22 protein-coding genes and 2 pseudogenes are annotated in these 17,166 nt (G+C 68.2%); 15 read left to right on the forward strand and 9 right to left on the reverse strand.

The annotated features are described in order from the left end of the window. Positions 1-7: 7 nt before the first annotated feature. Positions 8-292, reverse strand: a complete 285-nt coding sequence (locus KBZ12_RS04295) for a type II toxin-antitoxin system RelE/ParE family toxin (RefSeq protein ID WP_254956587.1) — start codon at positions 290-292, stop codon at positions 8-10. Further along, positions 289-591 carry a type II toxin-antitoxin system Phd/YefM family antitoxin gene (locus KBZ12_RS04300; protein WP_254956588.1) on the reverse strand — a complete coding sequence of 101 codons (303 nt, stop codon included), beginning with the start codon at positions 589-591 and terminating at the stop codon, positions 289-291. Before KBZ12_RS04300 ends, KBZ12_RS04295 begins: the two co-directional genes overlap by 4 nt. 214 nt (positions 592-805) lie before the next feature. Here KBZ12_RS04300 and KBZ12_RS04305 point away from each other — a divergent pair, with 214 nt between their 5' ends. The 4 genes and pseudogenes from KBZ12_RS04305 to KBZ12_RS04320 all read left to right on the forward strand — a co-directional run. Then, complete coding sequence (locus tag KBZ12_RS04305; RefSeq protein WP_254956589.1) at positions 806-1,072, forward strand: ribbon-helix-helix protein, CopG family; 267 nt, start codon at positions 806-808, stop codon at positions 1,070-1,072. Then, positions 1,072-1,500, forward strand: coding sequence for a type II toxin-antitoxin system VapC family toxin (locus KBZ12_RS04310; RefSeq protein WP_254956590.1), 429 nt, complete (start codon positions 1,072-1,074; stop codon positions 1,498-1,500). The genes KBZ12_RS04305 and KBZ12_RS04310 overlap by 1 nt, the downstream gene beginning before the upstream one ends. Positions 1,501-1,624: 124 nt before the next feature. Next, positions 1,625-1,981, forward strand: coding sequence for a nucleotidyl transferase AbiEii/AbiGii toxin family protein (locus tag KBZ12_RS04315; protein WP_254956591.1), 357 nt, complete (start codon positions 1,625-1,627; stop codon positions 1,979-1,981). A gap of 196 nt (positions 1,982-2,177) precedes the next feature. Continuing rightward, positions 2,178-2,306: pseudogene (locus KBZ12_RS04320) on the forward strand (carotenoid oxygenase family protein); the annotation flags it as partial. Positions 2,307-2,329: 23 nt separating this feature from the next. Here the strand turns inward: KBZ12_RS04320 and KBZ12_RS04325 are convergent. From KBZ12_RS04325 to KBZ12_RS04335, 3 genes are read right to left on the reverse strand one after another with little or no spacing between them, the layout of a single operon-like run. Further along, positions 2,330-3,022, reverse strand: a complete 693-nt coding sequence (locus KBZ12_RS04325; protein ID WP_254956592.1) for a Uma2 family endonuclease — start codon at positions 3,020-3,022, stop codon at positions 2,330-2,332. A gap of 23 nt (positions 3,023-3,045) precedes the next feature. Continuing rightward, entirely contained in the window at positions 3,046-3,420 is a 375-nt protein-coding gene (locus KBZ12_RS04330) for a nucleotidyltransferase domain-containing protein (protein ID WP_254956593.1), read from the reverse strand. Continuing rightward, complete coding sequence (locus KBZ12_RS04335; RefSeq protein WP_254956594.1) at positions 3,395-3,802, reverse strand: HEPN domain-containing protein; 408 nt, start codon at positions 3,800-3,802, stop codon at positions 3,395-3,397. The genes KBZ12_RS04330 and KBZ12_RS04335 overlap by 26 nt, the downstream gene beginning before the upstream one ends. Positions 3,803-4,030: 228 nt before the next feature. On the opposite strand from KBZ12_RS04335, the pseudogene KBZ12_RS04340 reads away from it, so the two are divergent. Beyond that, a pseudogene (locus tag KBZ12_RS04340) lies at positions 4,031-4,267 on the forward strand (carotenoid oxygenase family protein); the annotation flags it as partial. A 23-nt stretch (positions 4,268-4,290) separates the two neighbouring features. Here KBZ12_RS04340 and KBZ12_RS04345 read toward each other — a convergent pair. Next, positions 4,291-4,977, reverse strand: coding sequence for a Uma2 family endonuclease (locus KBZ12_RS04345; protein ID WP_254956595.1), 687 nt, complete (start codon positions 4,975-4,977; stop codon positions 4,291-4,293). Between the two features lie 1,386 nt (positions 4,978-6,363). Here KBZ12_RS04345 and KBZ12_RS04350 point away from each other — a divergent pair. The 8 genes from KBZ12_RS04350 (at position 6,364) to KBZ12_RS04385 (ending at position 9,768) form a co-directional block, all read left to right on the forward strand. Then, positions 6,364-6,636: a DUF1778 domain-containing protein gene (locus KBZ12_RS04350; protein WP_254956597.1), complete on the forward strand. Its 273-nt coding sequence runs from the start codon at positions 6,364-6,366 to the stop codon at positions 6,634-6,636. Positions 6,637-6,673: 37 nt separating this feature from the next. Continuing rightward, positions 6,674-6,901 (forward strand): GNAT family N-acetyltransferase, encoded by a 228-nt coding sequence (locus KBZ12_RS04355; RefSeq protein ID WP_254956599.1) that lies wholly within the window; start codon positions 6,674-6,676, stop codon positions 6,899-6,901. A 287-nt stretch (positions 6,902-7,188) separates the two neighbouring features. Further along, complete coding sequence (locus KBZ12_RS04360) at positions 7,189-7,395, forward strand: hypothetical protein (protein ID WP_254956600.1); 207 nt, start codon at positions 7,189-7,191, stop codon at positions 7,393-7,395. Beyond that, entirely contained in the window at positions 7,395-7,916 is a 522-nt protein-coding gene (locus KBZ12_RS04365) for a hypothetical protein (protein ID WP_254956601.1), read from the forward strand. The genes KBZ12_RS04360 and KBZ12_RS04365 overlap by 1 nt, the downstream gene beginning before the upstream one ends. Before the next feature lie 168 nt (positions 7,917-8,084). Then, positions 8,085-8,378, forward strand: coding sequence for a type II toxin-antitoxin system Phd/YefM family antitoxin (locus tag KBZ12_RS04370; protein ID WP_254956603.1), 294 nt, complete (start codon positions 8,085-8,087; stop codon positions 8,376-8,378). Next, entirely contained in the window at positions 8,375-8,542 is a 168-nt protein-coding gene (locus tag KBZ12_RS04375; RefSeq protein WP_254956605.1) for a hypothetical protein, read from the forward strand. The genes KBZ12_RS04370 and KBZ12_RS04375 overlap by 4 nt, the downstream gene beginning before the upstream one ends. Before the next feature lie 209 nt (positions 8,543-8,751). Next, positions 8,752-9,243 carry an MEKHLA domain-containing protein gene (locus tag KBZ12_RS04380; RefSeq protein ID WP_315859416.1) on the forward strand — a complete coding sequence of 164 codons (492 nt, stop codon included), beginning with the start codon at positions 8,752-8,754 and terminating at the stop codon, positions 9,241-9,243. A 105-nt stretch (positions 9,244-9,348) separates the two neighbouring features. Then, a complete protein-coding gene (locus KBZ12_RS04385) occupies positions 9,349-9,768 on the forward strand; it encodes an Hsp20/alpha crystallin family protein (RefSeq protein ID WP_254956607.1) in 420 nt (139 codons plus the stop codon). A 5-nt stretch (positions 9,769-9,773) separates the two neighbouring features. Here KBZ12_RS04385 and KBZ12_RS04390 read toward each other — a convergent pair whose 3' ends face one another. Then, on the reverse strand, positions 9,774-9,899 hold the full coding sequence (locus KBZ12_RS04390) for a hypothetical protein (protein WP_254956609.1): 126 nt from the start codon (positions 9,897-9,899) through the stop codon (positions 9,774-9,776). 369 nt (positions 9,900-10,268) lie between these two features. On the opposite strand from KBZ12_RS04390, the gene KBZ12_RS04395 reads away from it, so the two are divergent. Together KBZ12_RS04395 and KBZ12_RS04400 are read left to right on the forward strand one after the other, a co-directional pair. Further along, positions 10,269-12,056 carry a diflavin flavoprotein gene (locus KBZ12_RS04395; RefSeq protein WP_254956610.1) on the forward strand — a complete coding sequence of 596 codons (1,788 nt, stop codon included), beginning with the start codon at positions 10,269-10,271 and terminating at the stop codon, positions 12,054-12,056. Further along, entirely contained in the window at positions 12,056-13,873 is a 1,818-nt protein-coding gene (locus tag KBZ12_RS04400; protein ID WP_254956611.1) for a diflavin flavoprotein, read from the forward strand. The genes KBZ12_RS04395 and KBZ12_RS04400 overlap by 1 nt, the downstream gene beginning before the upstream one ends. 9 nt (positions 13,874-13,882) lie before the next feature. Here KBZ12_RS04400 and KBZ12_RS04405 read toward each other — a convergent pair whose 3' ends face one another. Then, a complete protein-coding gene (locus KBZ12_RS04405) occupies positions 13,883-14,116 on the reverse strand; it encodes a hypothetical protein (protein ID WP_396100606.1) in 234 nt (77 codons plus the stop codon). A gap of 86 nt (positions 14,117-14,202) precedes the next feature. Beyond that, positions 14,203-17,139, reverse strand: coding sequence for an aminomethyl-transferring glycine dehydrogenase (gcvP, locus tag KBZ12_RS04410; RefSeq protein ID WP_254956612.1), 2,937 nt, complete (start codon positions 17,137-17,139; stop codon positions 14,203-14,205). Positions 17,140-17,166 lie beyond the last annotated feature (27 nt).

Raw genomic sequence — 17,166 nt, forward strand, 5'->3', positions numbered from 1 at the left:
GGCTGAATCAGCGGTAAACCTCCCGCCGATGGCCAATTCGGACCACCTGCACCACCAGCAGTCGATCAAACACCTCATAAACGATGCGGTAATCCCCCACACGCACCCTGTAGACCCCGGCTTCTCCCTGAAGAGCAACGCAGTTGGGAGGCCGGGGATTTTCGGCCAGCAGATCAATGGCTGCGCGAATGCGTTGCTGATCGCGCCGTTGCCAGTCCGCCAGGGAGCGCACAGCACGGCGTGCCAGGCGGACCGCATAGCGCCGCGGTGGCTGATCAGAACCCGAGTTCAAACCAGGCCAAGGTCAACCTTGACCTGCTCCCACGGCACGCTGTCGTCGTCTTGGCGCGCCTGGGCCAGGGCTGCGCGGTCACTGGCCTCATCAGCTGCCTCCACCAGACGCTCATACGCCGCATGCTCCAGCACCACCGCCACCGGCCGGCCGTGTCGGGTGAGCACGATGGGCTCACCGCTGCGCTGCGTGGATTCGATCACCTCCGCGAGGTTCTCACGGGCCTGGCTGACTGCGATTTCTCCCATGATTAGCCAGTTTCTGTACAAATCGTACAACCAGGCGCCGGATATGCCCACGCTCGCCTGGCGATTCCCTACTGGCGACAGGGAAGCCCGCTTCCACGCCGGCAGCGGTGACGCTGATCCAGCCAGCCAGCCTGCGCCAGGTGGGTCGTGGGGTTCGGGAACCCTGAGGGAATGGCCGTCCGTGAGGACATCGCTCGATACAGGCGGAATCAGGTCGGTCGTATTACAATCAACCCGATTGTCGTACAACCTCGGGGCTGGGTCCATGCCACTCACCGTCAGGCTGGACAGCGAAACCGAACGCTGCCTCCAGGAGCTGCTGGCTGCCACAGGCCAGGACAAGAGCACCCTCATCCGCCAGCTGATCCGTGATCGCTGGCAACAGCGCCGGCCCGCCCCCTCGATCACCGAGCGGTTGGGCGGCCACCCCGATCCCTTCCTCGACACCCTGCCAGCGGGCAGCGCTGAACGCCAGGAACGGCGCCGGCTGCTCAGCGAGCAGCTCCAGGCTCGCCGGCTGGAGCGGCGCTGATGCGGCGGATCCTGATCGATTCGGGAATCCTGCTCAGCTATTACCAGCAGCAGGAGCCCCTGCATCAAGCGGTGGTGGCCTTCTTTGATCAGAACGCCGCCCAACTGATCACCTCACCGATCTGCATCGCGGAGGTGCTGTGGCTGCTGGGGAATCCCAGCGATCGCCGCGCTCTCGCCGCTCAGAATCACCTGCTGGGAGCGGTGAGCCGCGGCGGGATCCATGCAATCAACCTGCTTCCGGAGGATTACGCCCGCATCGCCGAACTCAACCAGCGCTACGCCGATCTGCCCGGTGATTTCGCCGACCTCACCCTGGTGACACTCTCAGAGCGCCTGGACATCGCCGAGATCCTCTCTCTGGACAGCGATTTCGATGTCTATCGACGCTTCCGGCGGGAGCCTTTCCGCCGGGTTGCCCTGCGTTAAGCCAAGCAGAACAGCGTCGTCGCTCTCGCTCCAGGCCCATCGCTTCGCCCCCTTCAGCCACTCCTGTTTAACCCGACCGCCCCTCCGCCACCAGTCGTTCTTCGGTGGCCTGACGATCGGCCGCGTGTCCGATCCGGATTACACCCTTGATCGGGTGGCGCTGGTGGCCTCCCCGCACGATCTGCTGGCGACCAAGATCAAGGTGTTGCTGCAGCGGGCGGAACGCAAGGACTATCAGGATGTGGTCACCCTGTTGGACTCCGGCCTGGCGCTGAGCGATGGGCTGGCGGCGGCGCAGGCGCTGTATGGCTCAGGGTTTCCGGTCCGTGAGTGCCTCAAGGCTCTGGTGTACTTCGCCGATGGTGACCTGGCCGAACTCGGCAGCGGTGAACGGCGGCGGCTGGAGCAGGCCGTGCTGGCCGTTGATGGGATCCCCAGCCTGAAGCGCATCAGCTGGGAGCTGGGGCCATCGCAGCCCTGAAGTGCCTCCCTCAGCTCGCCCAGATCTGCTCCAGATCCACCACCACGGGAGGCCAGCAGCGCCAACCAGCGCTCCACACCCAGGCTGAGGACCAGCGTTCTCGATCGCTGCCACGGTCATCTGACTGAGTCAGATCAACGGCAGCCACGGCCATCTCCTGAACAGATCCCAACGGAGTCCGCAACGATTGAGCGGCGTGCGGGACGGCGCCCACTGCGCCAGCGATCTGGTGATCCTCAATGCCGCCTCCATGGAGGAGCTGGCGGTGGTGGAGCTGCCGCTGGCGACCCCCTATGGGCTGCACGGGAGTTTTGTGGCGGAGTAAGGCTGCTGCAGGGCCAGGGCCCCTCAGCCCGCCCAGATCGCCTCAAGATCGATCGCCAGCCCTGGGAAATGGGGATCTGCTTCAAGGCGGCTGGCCGCTTCGATCCGCCTTGGCTGGGCCGGGGAATCGGCCAGCGGTTCCCAGATCTCCACCGCCCGCTCCTGAGGAATCAGCAGCCAGCCCAGGCAGGCCCCATTGAGCTGGTAGGCGGCCATTTTCTGCCGCAGGGCGCTGAGGCCGCGGGGGCCTTCGTCGCTGGGACTCGCCAGCTCCACCACCAGATCAGGGCAGAGGGGGGCAAAGCCACGGCGCTGCTCGGTGCTGAGGGCCTGCCAGCGATCGAGAGCCACCAACGAGGCATCGGGGCTGAGCACGGAGTTGTCGGGCAGGCGGAAGCCGGTGGAGCTGTCGAACAGCTTCAGGGGCAGGGAGCTGGCTTTCAGGGCCTGCCAGAGCAGGCCACTGAGGGCGCCGTTGCGACCGCCTGTTTCGCTTCCGGTGGGGGTCATCAGGATCAGGGAACCATCGGCGGCCAGCTCCAGCACCGCCTCGGGATTGGCCTGGCACAGCTCAGCAAACTGCTCGGGGCTGAGCCTCAGGCTGCCGCTGAGGATGAGCGGCAGGGTGATCGACCCGAACGGCTGCTCGGGGCTCAGCAGCCCAGGGCAAGACGGCTGGGAGGAGGGCGGCGCTTGGGGACTGGCTGGGGCGCGCATGGGCCCGTCGGGCGTGCGGAGTTTCAGGCTACGGGCGGTTCCGGCTGCTGGCCGGGGGGCTCCGGTATTCCGCCCAGCCAGCGGGTATCACGAAGCAACGCCTCCGCCAGCTTGAGATTCCAGCGCGGCAGGTTGCGCCATTCCTCCAGGCTGTACACGAGCAGATCGCAGGCCAGCGGCAACGAACCGGTATCCCAGCGGCGCAGCCGGTCCCAGATCGGTTCGTCGCAGCGCTGCAGGATCAGCAACAGGTCGAGATCGCTGCCCACGCCGGCTGTGCCGCGGCCATAGGAACCGAAGACACCCACCGCCAAGAGGTCGGGATGGCCGCTGCGCTGCAGGGCGGCCCAACGCCCCGCCTGCTCCAGCACCTCAGCGGCGGCTGGCCAGCGCTGCACGGATCCACTCAGTGATGGCACGGGCATGAAGGAGGGCCTGCTCGCTCTGCAGTCTGCCGAAATGCTCCCCCGGTGTGCCCTCCGGATAGCTATCGGGATAGCGGGTGGGGATATAGAAGCCATCCAATAGCCGCAGCCGGTCTTCGAGGCCTTCGGGCGGCGGCGGCTGCCAATCCTGCTGCGGCAGCACCGCCCAGAGCCGGGTGAGGGTGTGACCCCAGGCCTGCTGGCCCAGGGCCAGATTCAGCCCCTTCAGCGCCTTCTCCACCGCCTGATGGGCCGCAAAACAGGCCCATTCGTGGCGAGCGGCCTGCATCGACTGCTCCGCCTGCTCCAGATCCCGCAGGGCCTGATCCACCCAGTCCGCCGATCGATCGGCCAAGGCCAGCACGGCTAATCCCCAAATCTAGGGTGGATCGTTCGGCAGCTCCGGCCGGCGCTCCTTCGACGACAAGGGCTTGGCCCGGCGGATCCAGCCCCTCGACCTGCCGCCCAGGGTGCTGCTTCCGTCTTGAACTGCCGACTCTTGCGCCGCCCGCCGATTGCCGCTGATCACTCCTCGGGCCTGCTGGCAGTAGCTGCGCGGGCCTGGCTGCTGGAGCGCTGCACGATCGACCTGGCCGCGGGCACGGTGGGCACCGAGCGGCTGAGCGAGCCGCGGGGCTTCGTGAGCGAACCGGTGATGGTGCCGCGGCCCGCTCCGGCCGGCGGCGCAGACCCGGCCAAGTCGGAACCCGCCGAGGACGACGGCTGGGTGTTGTGCATGATCTGGAACGGAGCCCGCTGCGCCAGCGATCTGGTGATCCTCGATGCCGCCTCCATGGAGGAGCTGGCGGTGGCGGAGTAAGGCTGCTGCAGGGGCAGGGCCCCTCAGCCCGCCCAGATCTCCTCAAGATCGATCGCCAGCCCAGGGAAATGGGGATCTGCTTCAAGGCGGCTGGCCGCTTCGAGCCGCCGCGGCTGGGCCGGGGAATCGGCCAGCGGTTCCCAGATCTCCACCGCCCGCTCCGCCGGAATCAAGAGCCAGCCGAGGCGGGCCCCATTGCGCTGATAAGCGGCCATTTTCTGCCGCAGGGCGCTGAGACCCCGGGGGCCTTCGTCGCTGGGGCTTGCACCACTGGTGCTTGCCAGCTCCACCACCAGATCGGGGCAGAGGGGGGCGAAGGTGCGGCGTTGCTCGGCCGTAAGGGCCTGCCAGCGATCGAGAGCCACCAACGAGGCATCGGGGCTAAGCACGGAGTCGTCCGGCAGGCGGAAACCGGTGGAGCTATCGAACGCCTTCCAGCCGCCGGTGGCACGGGCCCAGGTCTTGATCTGAAAGGCCAGATCGGCGTTGCGGGCGCCTGTTTCGCTTCCGGTGGGGGTCATCAGGATCAGGGAACCATCGGCGGCCAGCTCCAGCACCGCCTCGGGATTGGCCTGGCACAGGGCAGCAAACTGCTCGGGGGTGAACCGCAGGCCAGTGCAAAGCGAAGCGGGCAGGCTGAGACGCTCCGACAGCCCGGCGCCGCATACCTCGCCGGACGGGGTCTCCAGGGGGAGAAGCGGAGCGAGCATGGGCCGGGGGCCCGGGGGCCCGGAGAGTGTGCAGGGTTTCAGGTTAAGGGGGATCCCAGGAGCTGGTCGCCCAGGTCGCGATAGCCGGTTGGCGTCTCCGGCCAGCCGGGACGAAGCCCAGCGATCCCTGCCACCAGCCACAGCGCCGGGCCGCGCCCGCCGCCGGCTCTGCCTAGAGCGACGCCCTTGAAGCCCCGCTTGGTGGCGGGGTAGCCGCTGGCTTGACGTGCGCTGGCGCTGCTCAGGGCCTACGGCCGAGAAGCCCGTGGGGGAATCCTCACCCCCCTGTAACTGCAGTCACGCGCTGGTGCTACAGTAAGTTTGTTGCATATGGACTCAATAGGATTCGTCACATCATGAATCTTGCTAATCCCTCTACCCCCCCGCACAAGCTGGGTTAAGGCTGGGCTAGGCAAAGCAACCCTCAAGTCCGCCATCGGTGCCGCCTTGGCGATAGGGGTGCTGGGTGCGGGACAAGCCCAAGCCTTGGTTGTGACTGTCAACGGCCAGCAATGGAATGTGACCACGTTTACGGGGTCTTACGACGCCAACATCAGTAAATTCAATACTCCGGCTAACGGTGGAGTGATGCCTTGGTGGGGCGGCAACGCGCTATCGGGCACGTTTTCCACAGCTGTAAATTCTGCCTTTGGATTTCCCAACTTCCCAACTTCCCGACTTCTCGGGTACAGGGTCAGGAATTGGACCATTCTTCACTTCGGTCCAAAGCGGAGGCAGTATAAACGGGTCGGCGTGGAGGAAAGTAAACGGCGGTGTAAGCGCAAGCTCATGTCCTCCTGGTGGCCCCGGGGTGCGTGAATGCATGGCGGGGTTTGGACCGCGCGCATCCAGTTCATCCTTCTTATTTGCCCAAGCTAGTCTCGTACCCGTCCCTGGCCCCCTACCTCTCTTTGGTGCCGCAGCAGCCTTCGGCTTGAGCCGCAAGCTGAGGAAGCGGATCAACGACAGCAAAGCAGTTGGTTCTTCTTTCCCTGCCGCTTGAGGGCAGCCGCATCGATAGGCCCTGGGCTTCGTTTCTATGTCGTTTCTCTGCTTGCTTCAATAGCTGCTTCCGTAGTCTCTCCACCCTGGCTACAGGCCAAAACCTCTTCCCCTAACGCGGGGGAGAGGTTTTTTGGGGTTTTTGAGTTCCCTGCTCAGCCCAGCGGCAACCAGGCCTTAAGGCCCTCGGCCCTTGGTGGTGCAAGGCATTGCTTGGCAGGGATTGGTGAGCGCACCCTTCACGACCAGAATCCCCATCAACATCGACATCAACACCGAGCAGCGATTGCAGGTCATCGACTGCCCACCCTCCGCCCAGAGGCTTGGCCCTTCGCCCCAGTACTGCTTTTTGCCGTACCGTCAGCTCAGTAGGTCTGGAAAGTCATGGCCACCACCGATCGCCTGGACCTGAAGCTCTCCTGCACAGACAAGCAGCTCCTCCAGCAAGCGGCCGCAATCGAAGGCATCTCCGTTGCTGCTTTCGTGCGCTTGGCCGCCAAGCAGCGGGCAGCTGAGGCCATCCAGCTCGATCGGGCCGTCTCTCTCTTCCGCCGCGACTACGAAACCTTCCAAGCCGCCCTGGCTGAACCGTTCCGCCCCAACGAGGCCTTGCTGCAAGCGTTGAACCAGCTCCACGCCCGCGTCAAGCGTGTTTGATGAGCAGCTGCTTGATCCCAAGCGGCCCTGTTTTCGAATGGGTCGATTGGCTCGAGATCTCCGTTGGCGTGGAGAAGGCCTGGGCGAATTGCTCTTCGGCCTTGCGGTCGAACGCTGTCAGCGGGCTCGCCAGTCGGTGGGCGGCTACGCCCTGATCGTCGATGCCAAAGGAGAGGAGGCCAACAGCTTCTATCGCCGCTACGGCTTCCGGCCCTACCTCGACACCACGAACAGCCTTGACCTGCCGTTAGGAGGGCTTGGCTGAGTAGGAGGGCAAGGAGATCCCAGCTGAGGCGTTCCGAAAGTCGCGAACGCTGTGGCACCCTCCCTCACGACGGTCCAACTCTCCTCCACCGGGCTGCCTACGCTTGTGGGATGGTTCTCACTCCAGCCCAACGCGACCACTGGCGGCAACGCTGGGCGAGCCAGACGGCATGCCGTGAGCTGAGGCGAGGGGAGCTCCGCAGCCAAGCTGGGGCCATCGCCGCAGAGCTTCGCAGGCATTGGCCCCCCATCTCGATCTGGTTGTTCGGCTCGGTTCTGGGTGCGGGCTTGCACGCTGATTCAGATCTGGATCTGGCAGTGGAGGGCCTCGCCGCCGGCGAGCTGCTCGATGCCCTGGCGCTGGCCGAACGCAGTGCCGCCGCTGCCGCCGGCCGCACTGGATCCGCAGCGGTAGCGGTGGATCTGGTGCGGCTCGAGGCGCTGCCGATCCACTGGCAGGAGAGGATCCGCGCCGAGGGGCAGCCGTTGGTCTGATGGCCATTGATCCGCTACCTCCCCAGCGGCTGCGCGATCTGGCCACTGATCTGGCGGTGGAGCGTCGGCGGCTGGAGGCCCTGGTCCACAACCTCGCGGCTCTGGCGGAGCGCTGGCAACGGGAGGGTGCTGACGCGGAACGGGTGGATGCGGCGGCGCTGCGGCTGCAGAGCCTGTACACCGGCATCGAGCGCTGTCTGCTGCAGATCGTGCGGGTGCTCAATGGCGCCACCCCTGAAGGGGCCGACTGGCACCGCCGCCTGCTGGATCGGCTCACCATGGCCACCGAGCAAAGGCCAGCGCTGCTTTCAGCGGACACGGCCCAGGCGCTGGGATTGTTGCTGGGCTTCCGGCATGTGGTGCGCCATCTCTACAGCGATGATCTGGAGCCCGATCAGGTGCGGCAGCGGCTCGGCGGAGCCCTGGCGCTCTGGCCGCGGCTGAGTGCCGATCTGCAGGCCTTCGATGGCTGGCTGCAGGCGCTGATCGCCCTTGCCGAGGGCGGGCAACGCCCGGGCTGATCACCAGCCGCTCGAACTTCGCGGCCCAGAGGGAGAGCTTGGGCCAACCACCTCAGGGCCCCTCAGCCCGCCCAGATCTCCTCCAGATCCACCACCAGCCCGGGGAACTGGGGATCACCATCGAAGCCTTCAGGCTAGCTTGGATAACCCCCAGGCTAGCCATTGATCATGACGGACAGCTGTCCCGCCGGCTCCCGGCGCCAACCCACCCTGGCGGTGCCCTTGGCGGCAGCCAAGAACCAGCTCTCGGCCCTAGTGGCTCGGGTGGAACGAGGCGAGGAGATCGCCATCACCCGTCGGGGGGTGCCGGTGGTGCGGCTCGTGCCTGATCCCGGCGATCGCCATCGGGGGGCTGGGCGTCGTCAGCGGGTGGCCCTGGCGCTGGAGCGGCTGCAACAGCTGCGGAGCGGCGTCGTCCTGGATGGCGACCTGGGGTTGATCGCCCGGGAGGGCCTGGATTGAACCCGGCGATCGCAACCACCGCCTTTGTGCTCGACAACTCCGTGCTCTGCGGCTGGTTCCTCGCCAACCAAGCCACGCCCTACAGCGACGCGGTGGCCGGCCTGCTGCCGGTGGTCATGCCCACGCCGCAGTGGCTGCGTTGTCACGCGATTCAGCTGGCTTGAATACGCTTCCTCAGCTTGCGGCTGTATCCGAAGGCGGCAGCAATGCCAAGAACGGGCAGGGGTCCGGGGACTGAGCGCCTCCATCCGCAAGGCCATGCGAATGATGACGCCCAAGGACAACGATCCCCTTCGCTGAGGTCGGAGCCATCCCATCGCCTGATCTGCCCCCCTGGCTGAGCGACGCCGCCATCGCCACCGCCGGGCGCCTCCTGGCTTGTCACCGGCTGGCGTTCGATCGTCCGCTGCTGGCGGGCGTACAGCACGGCCGCTCACCGTTGCAGGCGGCCCAGGAACTGTTCGTGGCGGCCACGGTCATCCTGGCCCACGACGGCAGCGCCGATCCGCGCCTGATCTACGCCAACCGCGCCGCCCTTGTGCTCTGGCGCCGCCCCTGGAACGCCATGGTGGGGCTGCCTTCCCGCCTCACGGCCGAGCCGGCCGAACGACAAAGCCGCGCCCTCGCCCTGGAGAAGGCCCGCCGCCGCGAGGCCGTGGCTGGCTACGCCGGCGTCCGCGTCGACAGTGGCGGCCGCCGCTTCCGCCTCGAGAAGGCCCGGCTGTGGAGCCTGCGGGATGGCACCGGCCAACCCGCAGGGCAGGCGGCCGCTTTCGCCACCTGGTGGTGGCTGCCGGAGGCCCCTGGCGGTTCTCCGCCTCCCGCTGGCGAAGAGGCCGAACCCGGGTGGGGGGACCGAACCTGAGCCATCGGTTCTCACCCTGGAAGCCTGATGGCAAGCCGGGGAGATTGATGCAGCGGGTGCTTCCTCACCCGACCCTTCCCGTTGCCTGTATCGGACACAACAACCATGCGTACCCTGCATCCTTCCCCCTTCGATCTGTTCGACCGGCTGGAGCAACAGCTGCAGACAGCTGAACGGGTTCCCGCCGCCGAGATTTACGAAACCGAGGCGAAGTACACGATCGCTCTGGAACTCCCCGGCGTCGATCGCTCCTCCATCGACGTGAAGGCCACCGACCGCTCCTTGATCATCACCGCCGAACGCCGTTCCCCTCAACCGGTTGACGACAGCTCCGCCGCCACCGAAGGCCGCCAGCGTCCTCCCCTGCTGAGCGAATTCCGCTACGGCACCTGGAGCCGCAGCTTCCGCTTCCCCGGCGGCATCCAGCGGGAGGCCCTCGAAGCCCACTACCGCGATGGTCTGCTGACGGTGACGGCACCCAAGGCGCAGTCGCTGACGTCCGTCAGCGTCAAGGTGGCCGACTGAGGCCCTCACTCCTCGATCCGATGGGCGGAATCGAGGGAGAGACCAATCACCGAGATGTAGCTGGTGGCTTCGATCCACCGCACGGTGCCTCTCGGGTCGTAGGTCTCTCCCTCCCCATCACCCACGACCACGCTGCAGGGCGGTCGATGGCGGGCTGGTGGCCAGCCTCGGTGGCGATCTTCAGTCCATCGGCGCTGAGGTCGAGCACCTAGGCGGACAACCCTTCAGTGGGTTGCATCGATTAGAGATGGAGTCGGGCCGTGGCCAGGCCGGTCGGAGGCTTGTAACGATCGGAACGCGAGGCTTCCTCTAGGCGCCTCTCCAGCCGAAGAAAGGCCTCACGAAACCGTTGCAGGTCGCCGATGACCACCTATCGATCCAACCTCCGACTGTTCCTGTCCATTCTCCAGGGTTCCTGGGGATACCCGGTTTCGATCTAACAGACCGAAACCCCTACCGCGATGCCTACAGTCTTAGGCCTGCGGAAGGAGACTGACCCGATGAGCAGCAGCATCGCCAGCGCCCCGACCAGCCTGCCGTCCCCGCCGGGGGCCGCAGCCTCCCGGCTCAGCCTGCAGTGCGAGCCGATCGCGGCCGACACCACGGCGATCCGCTCCCTCGACTGGGACCGCAGCCGCTTCGACATCGAATTCGGCCTTCGCAACGGCACCACGTACAACGCCTTCCTGGTGCGGGGCGAGCGCACAGCCCTGGTCGACACCAGCCACGCCAAGTTTCGCGACACCTGGCTCCCCCTGCTGGAGGGTCTGATCGAGCCCACAGCGATTGATCACCTGATCGTTTCCCACACCGAACCGGACCATTCCGGCCTGATCGGGGATCTGATCGACAGCCACCCGGACATCGAGATCGTCGGCTCCAAGGTGGCGATCCAGTTCCTCCAGGACCAGGTGCACCGGCCCTTCCGCAGCCGGGCGGTCAAGAGTGGCGACGAGCTCGACCTGGGCGTGCATCCCGACAGCGGCGTGGGGCATCGCTTCAGCTTCCTCAGCGCCCCCAACCTGCACTGGCCCGACACGATCTTCTCGTTCGACCACGGCACCGGCATCCTCTACACCTGCGACGCCTTCGGCCTCCACTACTGCTCCGACGACCTCTTCGATGTCGACCCCGGCGCCATCGCCCCGGACTTCCGCTTCTACTACGACTGTCTGATGGCTCCCAACGCCCGCAGCGTGCTGCAGGCGCTCAAGCGGATGGAGGGGCTGCCGGAGATCACCACGATCGCCGTGGGCCACGGCCCCCTGCTGCGGGAGCACCTGCCGCTCTGGGTGGGCGACTACCGCGACTGGAGCGGCCAGCGCAGCGCCGGCGAGGCCTATGCGGCCGTCTGCTATCTGAGCCAGTACGGCTTCTGCGACCGGCTCAGCCAGGCCATCGCCCGGGGCGTCGGCAAAGCCTCCGGCCAGGTGCAGCTCGTCGACCTGCGCGCCACCGATGCCCAGGAACTGGCCGCCCTGATCGGTGAGGCCAGCGCCGTGGTGGTGCCCACCTGGCCGGCCTCCCCCGATGCCGACCTGCAGACGGCCATCGGCACCCTGCTGGCGGCCCTCCATCCCAAGCAGTGGGTCGGGTGCTACGACGCCTTCGGCGGCAACGACGAGCCGATCGACACCCTGGCCGGCCAGCTCCGCAACCTGGGGCAGAAATGGGCCTTCGAGCCCCTGCGCATCCGCCAGGTGCCCAATGGCGCCGACTACCAGCGCTGCGAGGAGGCCGGCACCGACCTGGGCCAGCTGCTCACCAAGGAGAAGACCATCGCCGCCATGAAGGCCATCGATGGCGATCTGGACAAGGCCCTGGGGCGCCTCAGCGGCGGCCTCTACATCGTCACGGCCCGCCAGGACGACGACGCCGGCAGCCGCAGCAGCGCCATGGTGGCCAGCTGGGTGAGCCAGGCGAGCTTCGATCCGCCGGGGCTCACGGTGGCCGTCGCCAAGGACCGGGCCATCGAGGCCCTGATGCAGGTGGACGACCGTTTCGTGCTCAACGTGCTGCGGGACGACAACCACCAGCCCCTGCTGCGCCACTTCCTGCGCCGCTTCCCGCCGGGGGCCGACCGGTTCGCCGGCGTGAGCGTGCTCGAAGGCGTGGCCGCCGGCGGGCCCGTCCTGGGGGATGCCCTGGCCTATCTGGGCTGCCGGGTGACCCAGCGCATGGAAGGCCCCGACCACTGGATCATCTACGCGGTGGTGGAGGAGGGCAACGTGGCCGACACCAACGCCGCCACGGCCGTGCATCACCGCAAGGTGGGCAACCACTACTGATGACCACCTCCCCCTCCGCGTCCGATCGGCGCGTCATCTCCCTGCCGATCGAACCCGGCCTGCTCTGCCTGCGCGGCCTGAGCCCCCGGCGGCTGCGCTTTGAGGTGGAATACGGGCTCGAGCGGGGCACCACCGCCAACAGCTTTCTCTTCCAGCAGGGCACCTCCGGCGGCGCCCCTGTGTTGGTGCATCCCCCGGGGGCCTCCTTCGCCGCCCCCTTCCTGGAGCAGCTGGCCCTGCTGGTGCCGGCCGACGCCCCGCTCAAGGTGGTGGTCGGCCACGTCAACCCCAACCGGGTCGCCCTGCTGAAGCAGCTGGCGACGGGCTGGCCAGCCACGGTGCTGGTGGCCTCCAATCCCGGCGCCCAGGTGCTCGCCGAACTCTGGGAGCAGCAGCGGCCCGGCCCAGCGGGTGAGGCTGCCGCACCAGCCGGCCCAGTGCCCCTGCCGACGATCGAGGTGGTCAAACAGGAGACCAGCCGCACCCTCGCCGACGGCCATGTCCTCACCCTGCTTCCCACCCCCACCCCCCGCTGGCCCGGCGGCCTGATCGCCTTCGAAGCCACCACGGGGCTGCTGATGAGCGGCAAGTTCTTCGCCGCCCACCTCTGCACCGAGGACTTCGCCGAGGCGAACCGCAGCAGCACCGAGGAGGACCGCCGCTACTACTACGACTGCCTGATGGCGCCGATGGCCCGCCAGGTGGAGACGGTGGTCGACCGGCTCGACGAACTACCGATCCGCACCATCGCGCCGGGCCACGGCCCGGCCATCGCCCAGAGCTGGCGCAGCCTGCTGGCTGACTACCGCCGCTGGGGGGAGAGTCAGGAGAAGGCCAGCCTGTCGGTGGCCCTCCTGTACGCCAGCGCCTACGGCAACACCGCCGCCATCGCCGACGCCCTCTCCCAGGGGGTGGCCCGCAGCGGCGTGCGGGTGGAGAGCATCAACTGCGAATTCGCGCCAGCGGAACAGCTGCTGGAGGCGATCCACTCCTGTGACGCCCTGCTGATCGGTTCCCCCACCCTCGGGGGCCATGCGCCCACGCCGATCGTCTCGGCGCTTGGCACCGTGCTGGCCGAAGGCGACCGGACCAAGCCGGTGGGGGTTTTCGGCAGTTTCGGCTGGAGCGGCGAAGCCATCGATCTGCTGGAAGGCAAGCTCCGCGACGGCGGCTTCCAGTTCGCCTTCGATCCGATCCGGATCAAGTTCAGCCCCGATCTGGCCACCCTGCGCACCCTGGAGGAAACCGGAACCGCCCTGGGCCGCCGCCTGCGCAGCCAGCATCGCCAGACCCAGCGGCGCAGCTCCGGCGGAGGCCTGAGTGAAAGTCGCACCAACCCGGCGATCCAGGCCCTCGGCCGGGTGGTGGGTGCCCTGTGCGTGGTGCTGGCCCGCAAAGGGGAAGGATCCGACGCCATCGGTGGAGCCATGGTGGCCAGCTGGGTCAGCCAGGCCAGCTTCAGCCCCCCCGGCTTCACCGTGGCGGTGGCCAAGGACCGGGCCATGGAGAGCCTGCTGCACGTGGGGGACAGCTTCAGCCTCAACGTGCTGGCGGCCGGGAAGGAAAGCGGCCCGATGAAGCGGTTCCTGCAGTCCTTCCCCCCGGGGGCGGATCGCCTGGCGGGGCTGGAGCTGGACGCCACCCCAGGCGGACAGCCCCTGCTGCCGGAAGCCCTGGCCTGGCTGGAGGCCCGCGTCAGCCAACGCATGGAATGCGGCGACCACTGGCTGCTCTACGCCGAAGCCCTCAGCGGCGACCTGCTGGATGCGGCTGCCACGACCGCCGTTCACCAGCGCCGCAGCGGTGCCAGCTACTGACCCCCAGGACTAGGCCGCGTGGGGGGGCGTGGGCGACCCGCCGCCACCCGCCTGGAAGGGAAGAACGAGGGTGGCCCAGTGGTCGGGCCGTTCGGGCCGGCGGCGCCGGGCCCGGCGCACCCCGAAGGGCACCCGCACCACGTTGGTGCCATCCACCCGCTGACTGGCCTCCGGCAAACCCGGAGAAAGGGCGCCTGGGCCCGGCCCATCGCCTGAATTGTCGTTGCCGTTCATGTACCCCATCAAAATGAAAGGCGGTTGCCATCGCCGTGACGGCATGGCACAGCAATGATGCGCCATGCCGGGGGGAAAGGGTACCGCCGGAACACTCAGGCGGCCAGTTCGGCGATTGCCACTTCCTCGACGCTCGGGCAGGTGCAGACGAGGTTGCGATCGCCGAAAGCGTTGTCGATGCGGGCGACGGCCGGCCAGAACTTGGCCTGCCGCTGGCCCTCCCCGGCGGGGAAGGCCGCCTCGCTGCGGCTGTAGGCCCGATCCCAGTGGTCGGCGGTGACCGCCGCCAGGGTGTGGGGGGCCTGCTTAAGCGGGTTGTCGAGGGGGTCGGCGGCGCCGGTCTCGATCGCCCAGGCCTCGCGGCGGATCCCCTCCATCGCCGCACAGAAGCGGTCGATCTCCGGCAGCGATTCGCTCTCGGTGGGCTCCACCATCACCGTGCCGGCCACGGGCCAGCTGACGGTGGGGGCATGGAAGCCGTAGTCCATCAGCCGCTTGGCCAGATCGTCCACCTCCAGGCCGCAGCTGCGCTTGAGGGGCCGCAGGTCGAGGATGCACTCATGGGCCACCCGGCCGCCGCGGCCGCGGTAGAGCACGGGGAAGTGGGGCTCGAGTCGCTCGGCGATCAGGTTGGCCGCCAGCAGGGCCACCTGGCTGGCAGTGCGCAGGCCCGAGCCCCCCATCATGCGGATGTACATCCAGCTGATCGGCAGGATGCCGGCACTGCCCAGGGGCGCCGCTGACACCGGGCCGATGGCCTGGCCGCTCGCGGCGGCAGCCAGGGGATGGGACGGCAGGAACGGCACCAGGTGGGCCGCCACGCCGATCGGCCCCACACCGGGGCCACCGCCGCCATGGGGGATGCAGAACGTCTTATGCAGGTTGAGGTGGCAGACGTCGGCGCCGTAGAGGCCGGGCTTGCAGAGGCCCACCTGGGCGTTGAGGTTGGCCCCATCCAGGTACACCTGGCCGCCGTGGTCATGCACCACCTGACAGATGCGGCGGATGCCGGTCTCGAACACCCCGTGGGTGGAGGGGTAGGTGACCATCAGGGCCGCCAGGTCGGCGGCGTGGGCGGCCGCCTTGGCCTCCAGGTCAGCGATGTCGATGTTGCCCTGGGCATCGCAGGCCACCGCCACCACCCGCATCCCCGCCATCACGGCGCTGGCCGGATTGGTGCCGTGGGCGCTGGTGGGGATCAGGCACACCTGCCGGTGGCCCTCGCCCCGGCTGCGGTGCCAGGCCCGGATCACCATCAGGCCGGCGTACTCGCCCTGGGAGCCGGCGTTCGGCTGCAGGGACACCCCCGCAAAGCCGGTGATCGCCCCCAACCAGGCCTCCAGATCCGCCACTAGGGCGGCATAGCCGGCGGTCTGGTCGGAGGGGGCGAAGGGATGGATCTGGGCGAAGGCCGGCCAGCTCACCGGCGCCAGCTCGGCGGCGGCGTTGAGCTTCATGGTGCAACTGCCCAGGGGGATCATGCCGTGGACGAGCGACAGGTCCTTGCTCACCAGGCGCTGGATGTAGCGCAGCAGCTCCGTCTCGCTGCGATAGCGATGGAACACCTCCTGGCTTAGCCAGGGGCGTTCCCGCCCGGGGACGCCCTCGAGCAACTCCTCCAGGGGCTTGCCCTCCAGGGCAACCAGGCCCTCCTGGAGGGCCGTGCGTGCCGCGGCGGCGGCAGCGGAATCAGGGGCCAGGGCCGCCAGCAGGGCCGCCAGCTCCTCGGGCGTGGACAGTTCATCGAGGCTGATGGCCAGGGCGGCCTCACCGTCGTCGCCCCGGATCCCGCAGCGCAGGTTGAAGCCGGCGGCCACGGCCCGCTGGCGCAAGCCAGGCGCGGCGGCGGTGCGCACCACGACGGTGTCGAAGCCGAGTCCCGGATCGGGCGCCAGCCCCAGGGCCGCCAGCCCCAGCACCAGCCCCTGCCGCAGGAGCAGAAGGCGGCGGGCGATGGCCTCGAGGCCATCGGGACCGTGGTGCACGGCATAGAAGCTCGCCATCACGGCGAGCAGCACCTGGGCCGTGCAGATGTTGCTGGTGGCCTTGTCGCGACGGATGTGCTGCTCCCGGGTCTGGAGGGCCAGCCGCAGCGCCGGGTTCCCCTCCGCATCCTTCGACTGCCCCACCAGGCGGCCGGGGATCTGGCGCTTGAAGTCGTCGCGGGTGGCGAAGAAGGCCGCATGGGGGCCACCGAACCCCATCGGCACCCCGTAGCGCTGCAGGCTGCCGACGGCGATGTCGGCGCCGATCTCACCCACCGGCGCCAGCAGCACCTGGGCCAGCGGATCCACGGCCACCGTGCTGATCACCCCGCAGGCGCGGGCCGCCGCCAGCAGCGGCGAGGGATCCCAGAGCCGGCCCTCGACGCCGGGCAGCTGGAGCAGCAGGCCGAAGACGTCCTCTCCCAGCACCCCATCGGGGCCGTTGGCGGCGGCTTCGGCGTCGAAGATCTCGATCACGATCCCCAGGGGTTCGGCCCTGGTGTGGAGCACGGCCAGCGTCTGTGGGAAGACGGCGTTGTCGACCAGGAAGCGGCGTGCCTGGCCGCGCGGCGAGACCGCCGCCGCCATCGCCATCGCTTCGGCGGCGGCGGTGGCCTCATCCAGCAGGGAGGCGTTGGCGATCGGCAACCCCGTCAGCTCGCTGACCAGGGTCTGGAAATTCAGCAGGGCCTCCAGCCGCCCCTGGGCGATCTCGGCCTGGTACGGGGTGTAGGCGGTGTACCAGCAGGGGTTTTCCAGCACGTGGCGCTGGATCAGGGCCGGCGTGGACGTGCCGTGGTAACCGAGGCCGATCAGGCTGCGCAGCACCCGGTTGCGGGAGGCCAACTCAGCCAGTTCGGCCAAGGCCTCCGCCTCCGGGCAGGGGAGCGGCAGGCCGATGTCGGCCTCGGCCGCCGTCAGCAGGATGTCGGCCGGAACCACCTCAGCCGCCAGCTGATCGAGGGACCCCAGGCCGAGCTCCGCCAGCATCCGGTGCTGATCTTCGGGATCCGGACCCAGATGCCGGACCAGGAAGGAGGCGGACACGGGCGTCAGGGGAAGGGGTGGCGTGAT

This window comes from Cyanobium sp. Cruz CV13-4-11 (assembly GCF_024346055.1).
Lineage (GTDB): Bacteria > Cyanobacteriota > Cyanobacteriia > PCC-6307 > Cyanobiaceae > Cyanobium.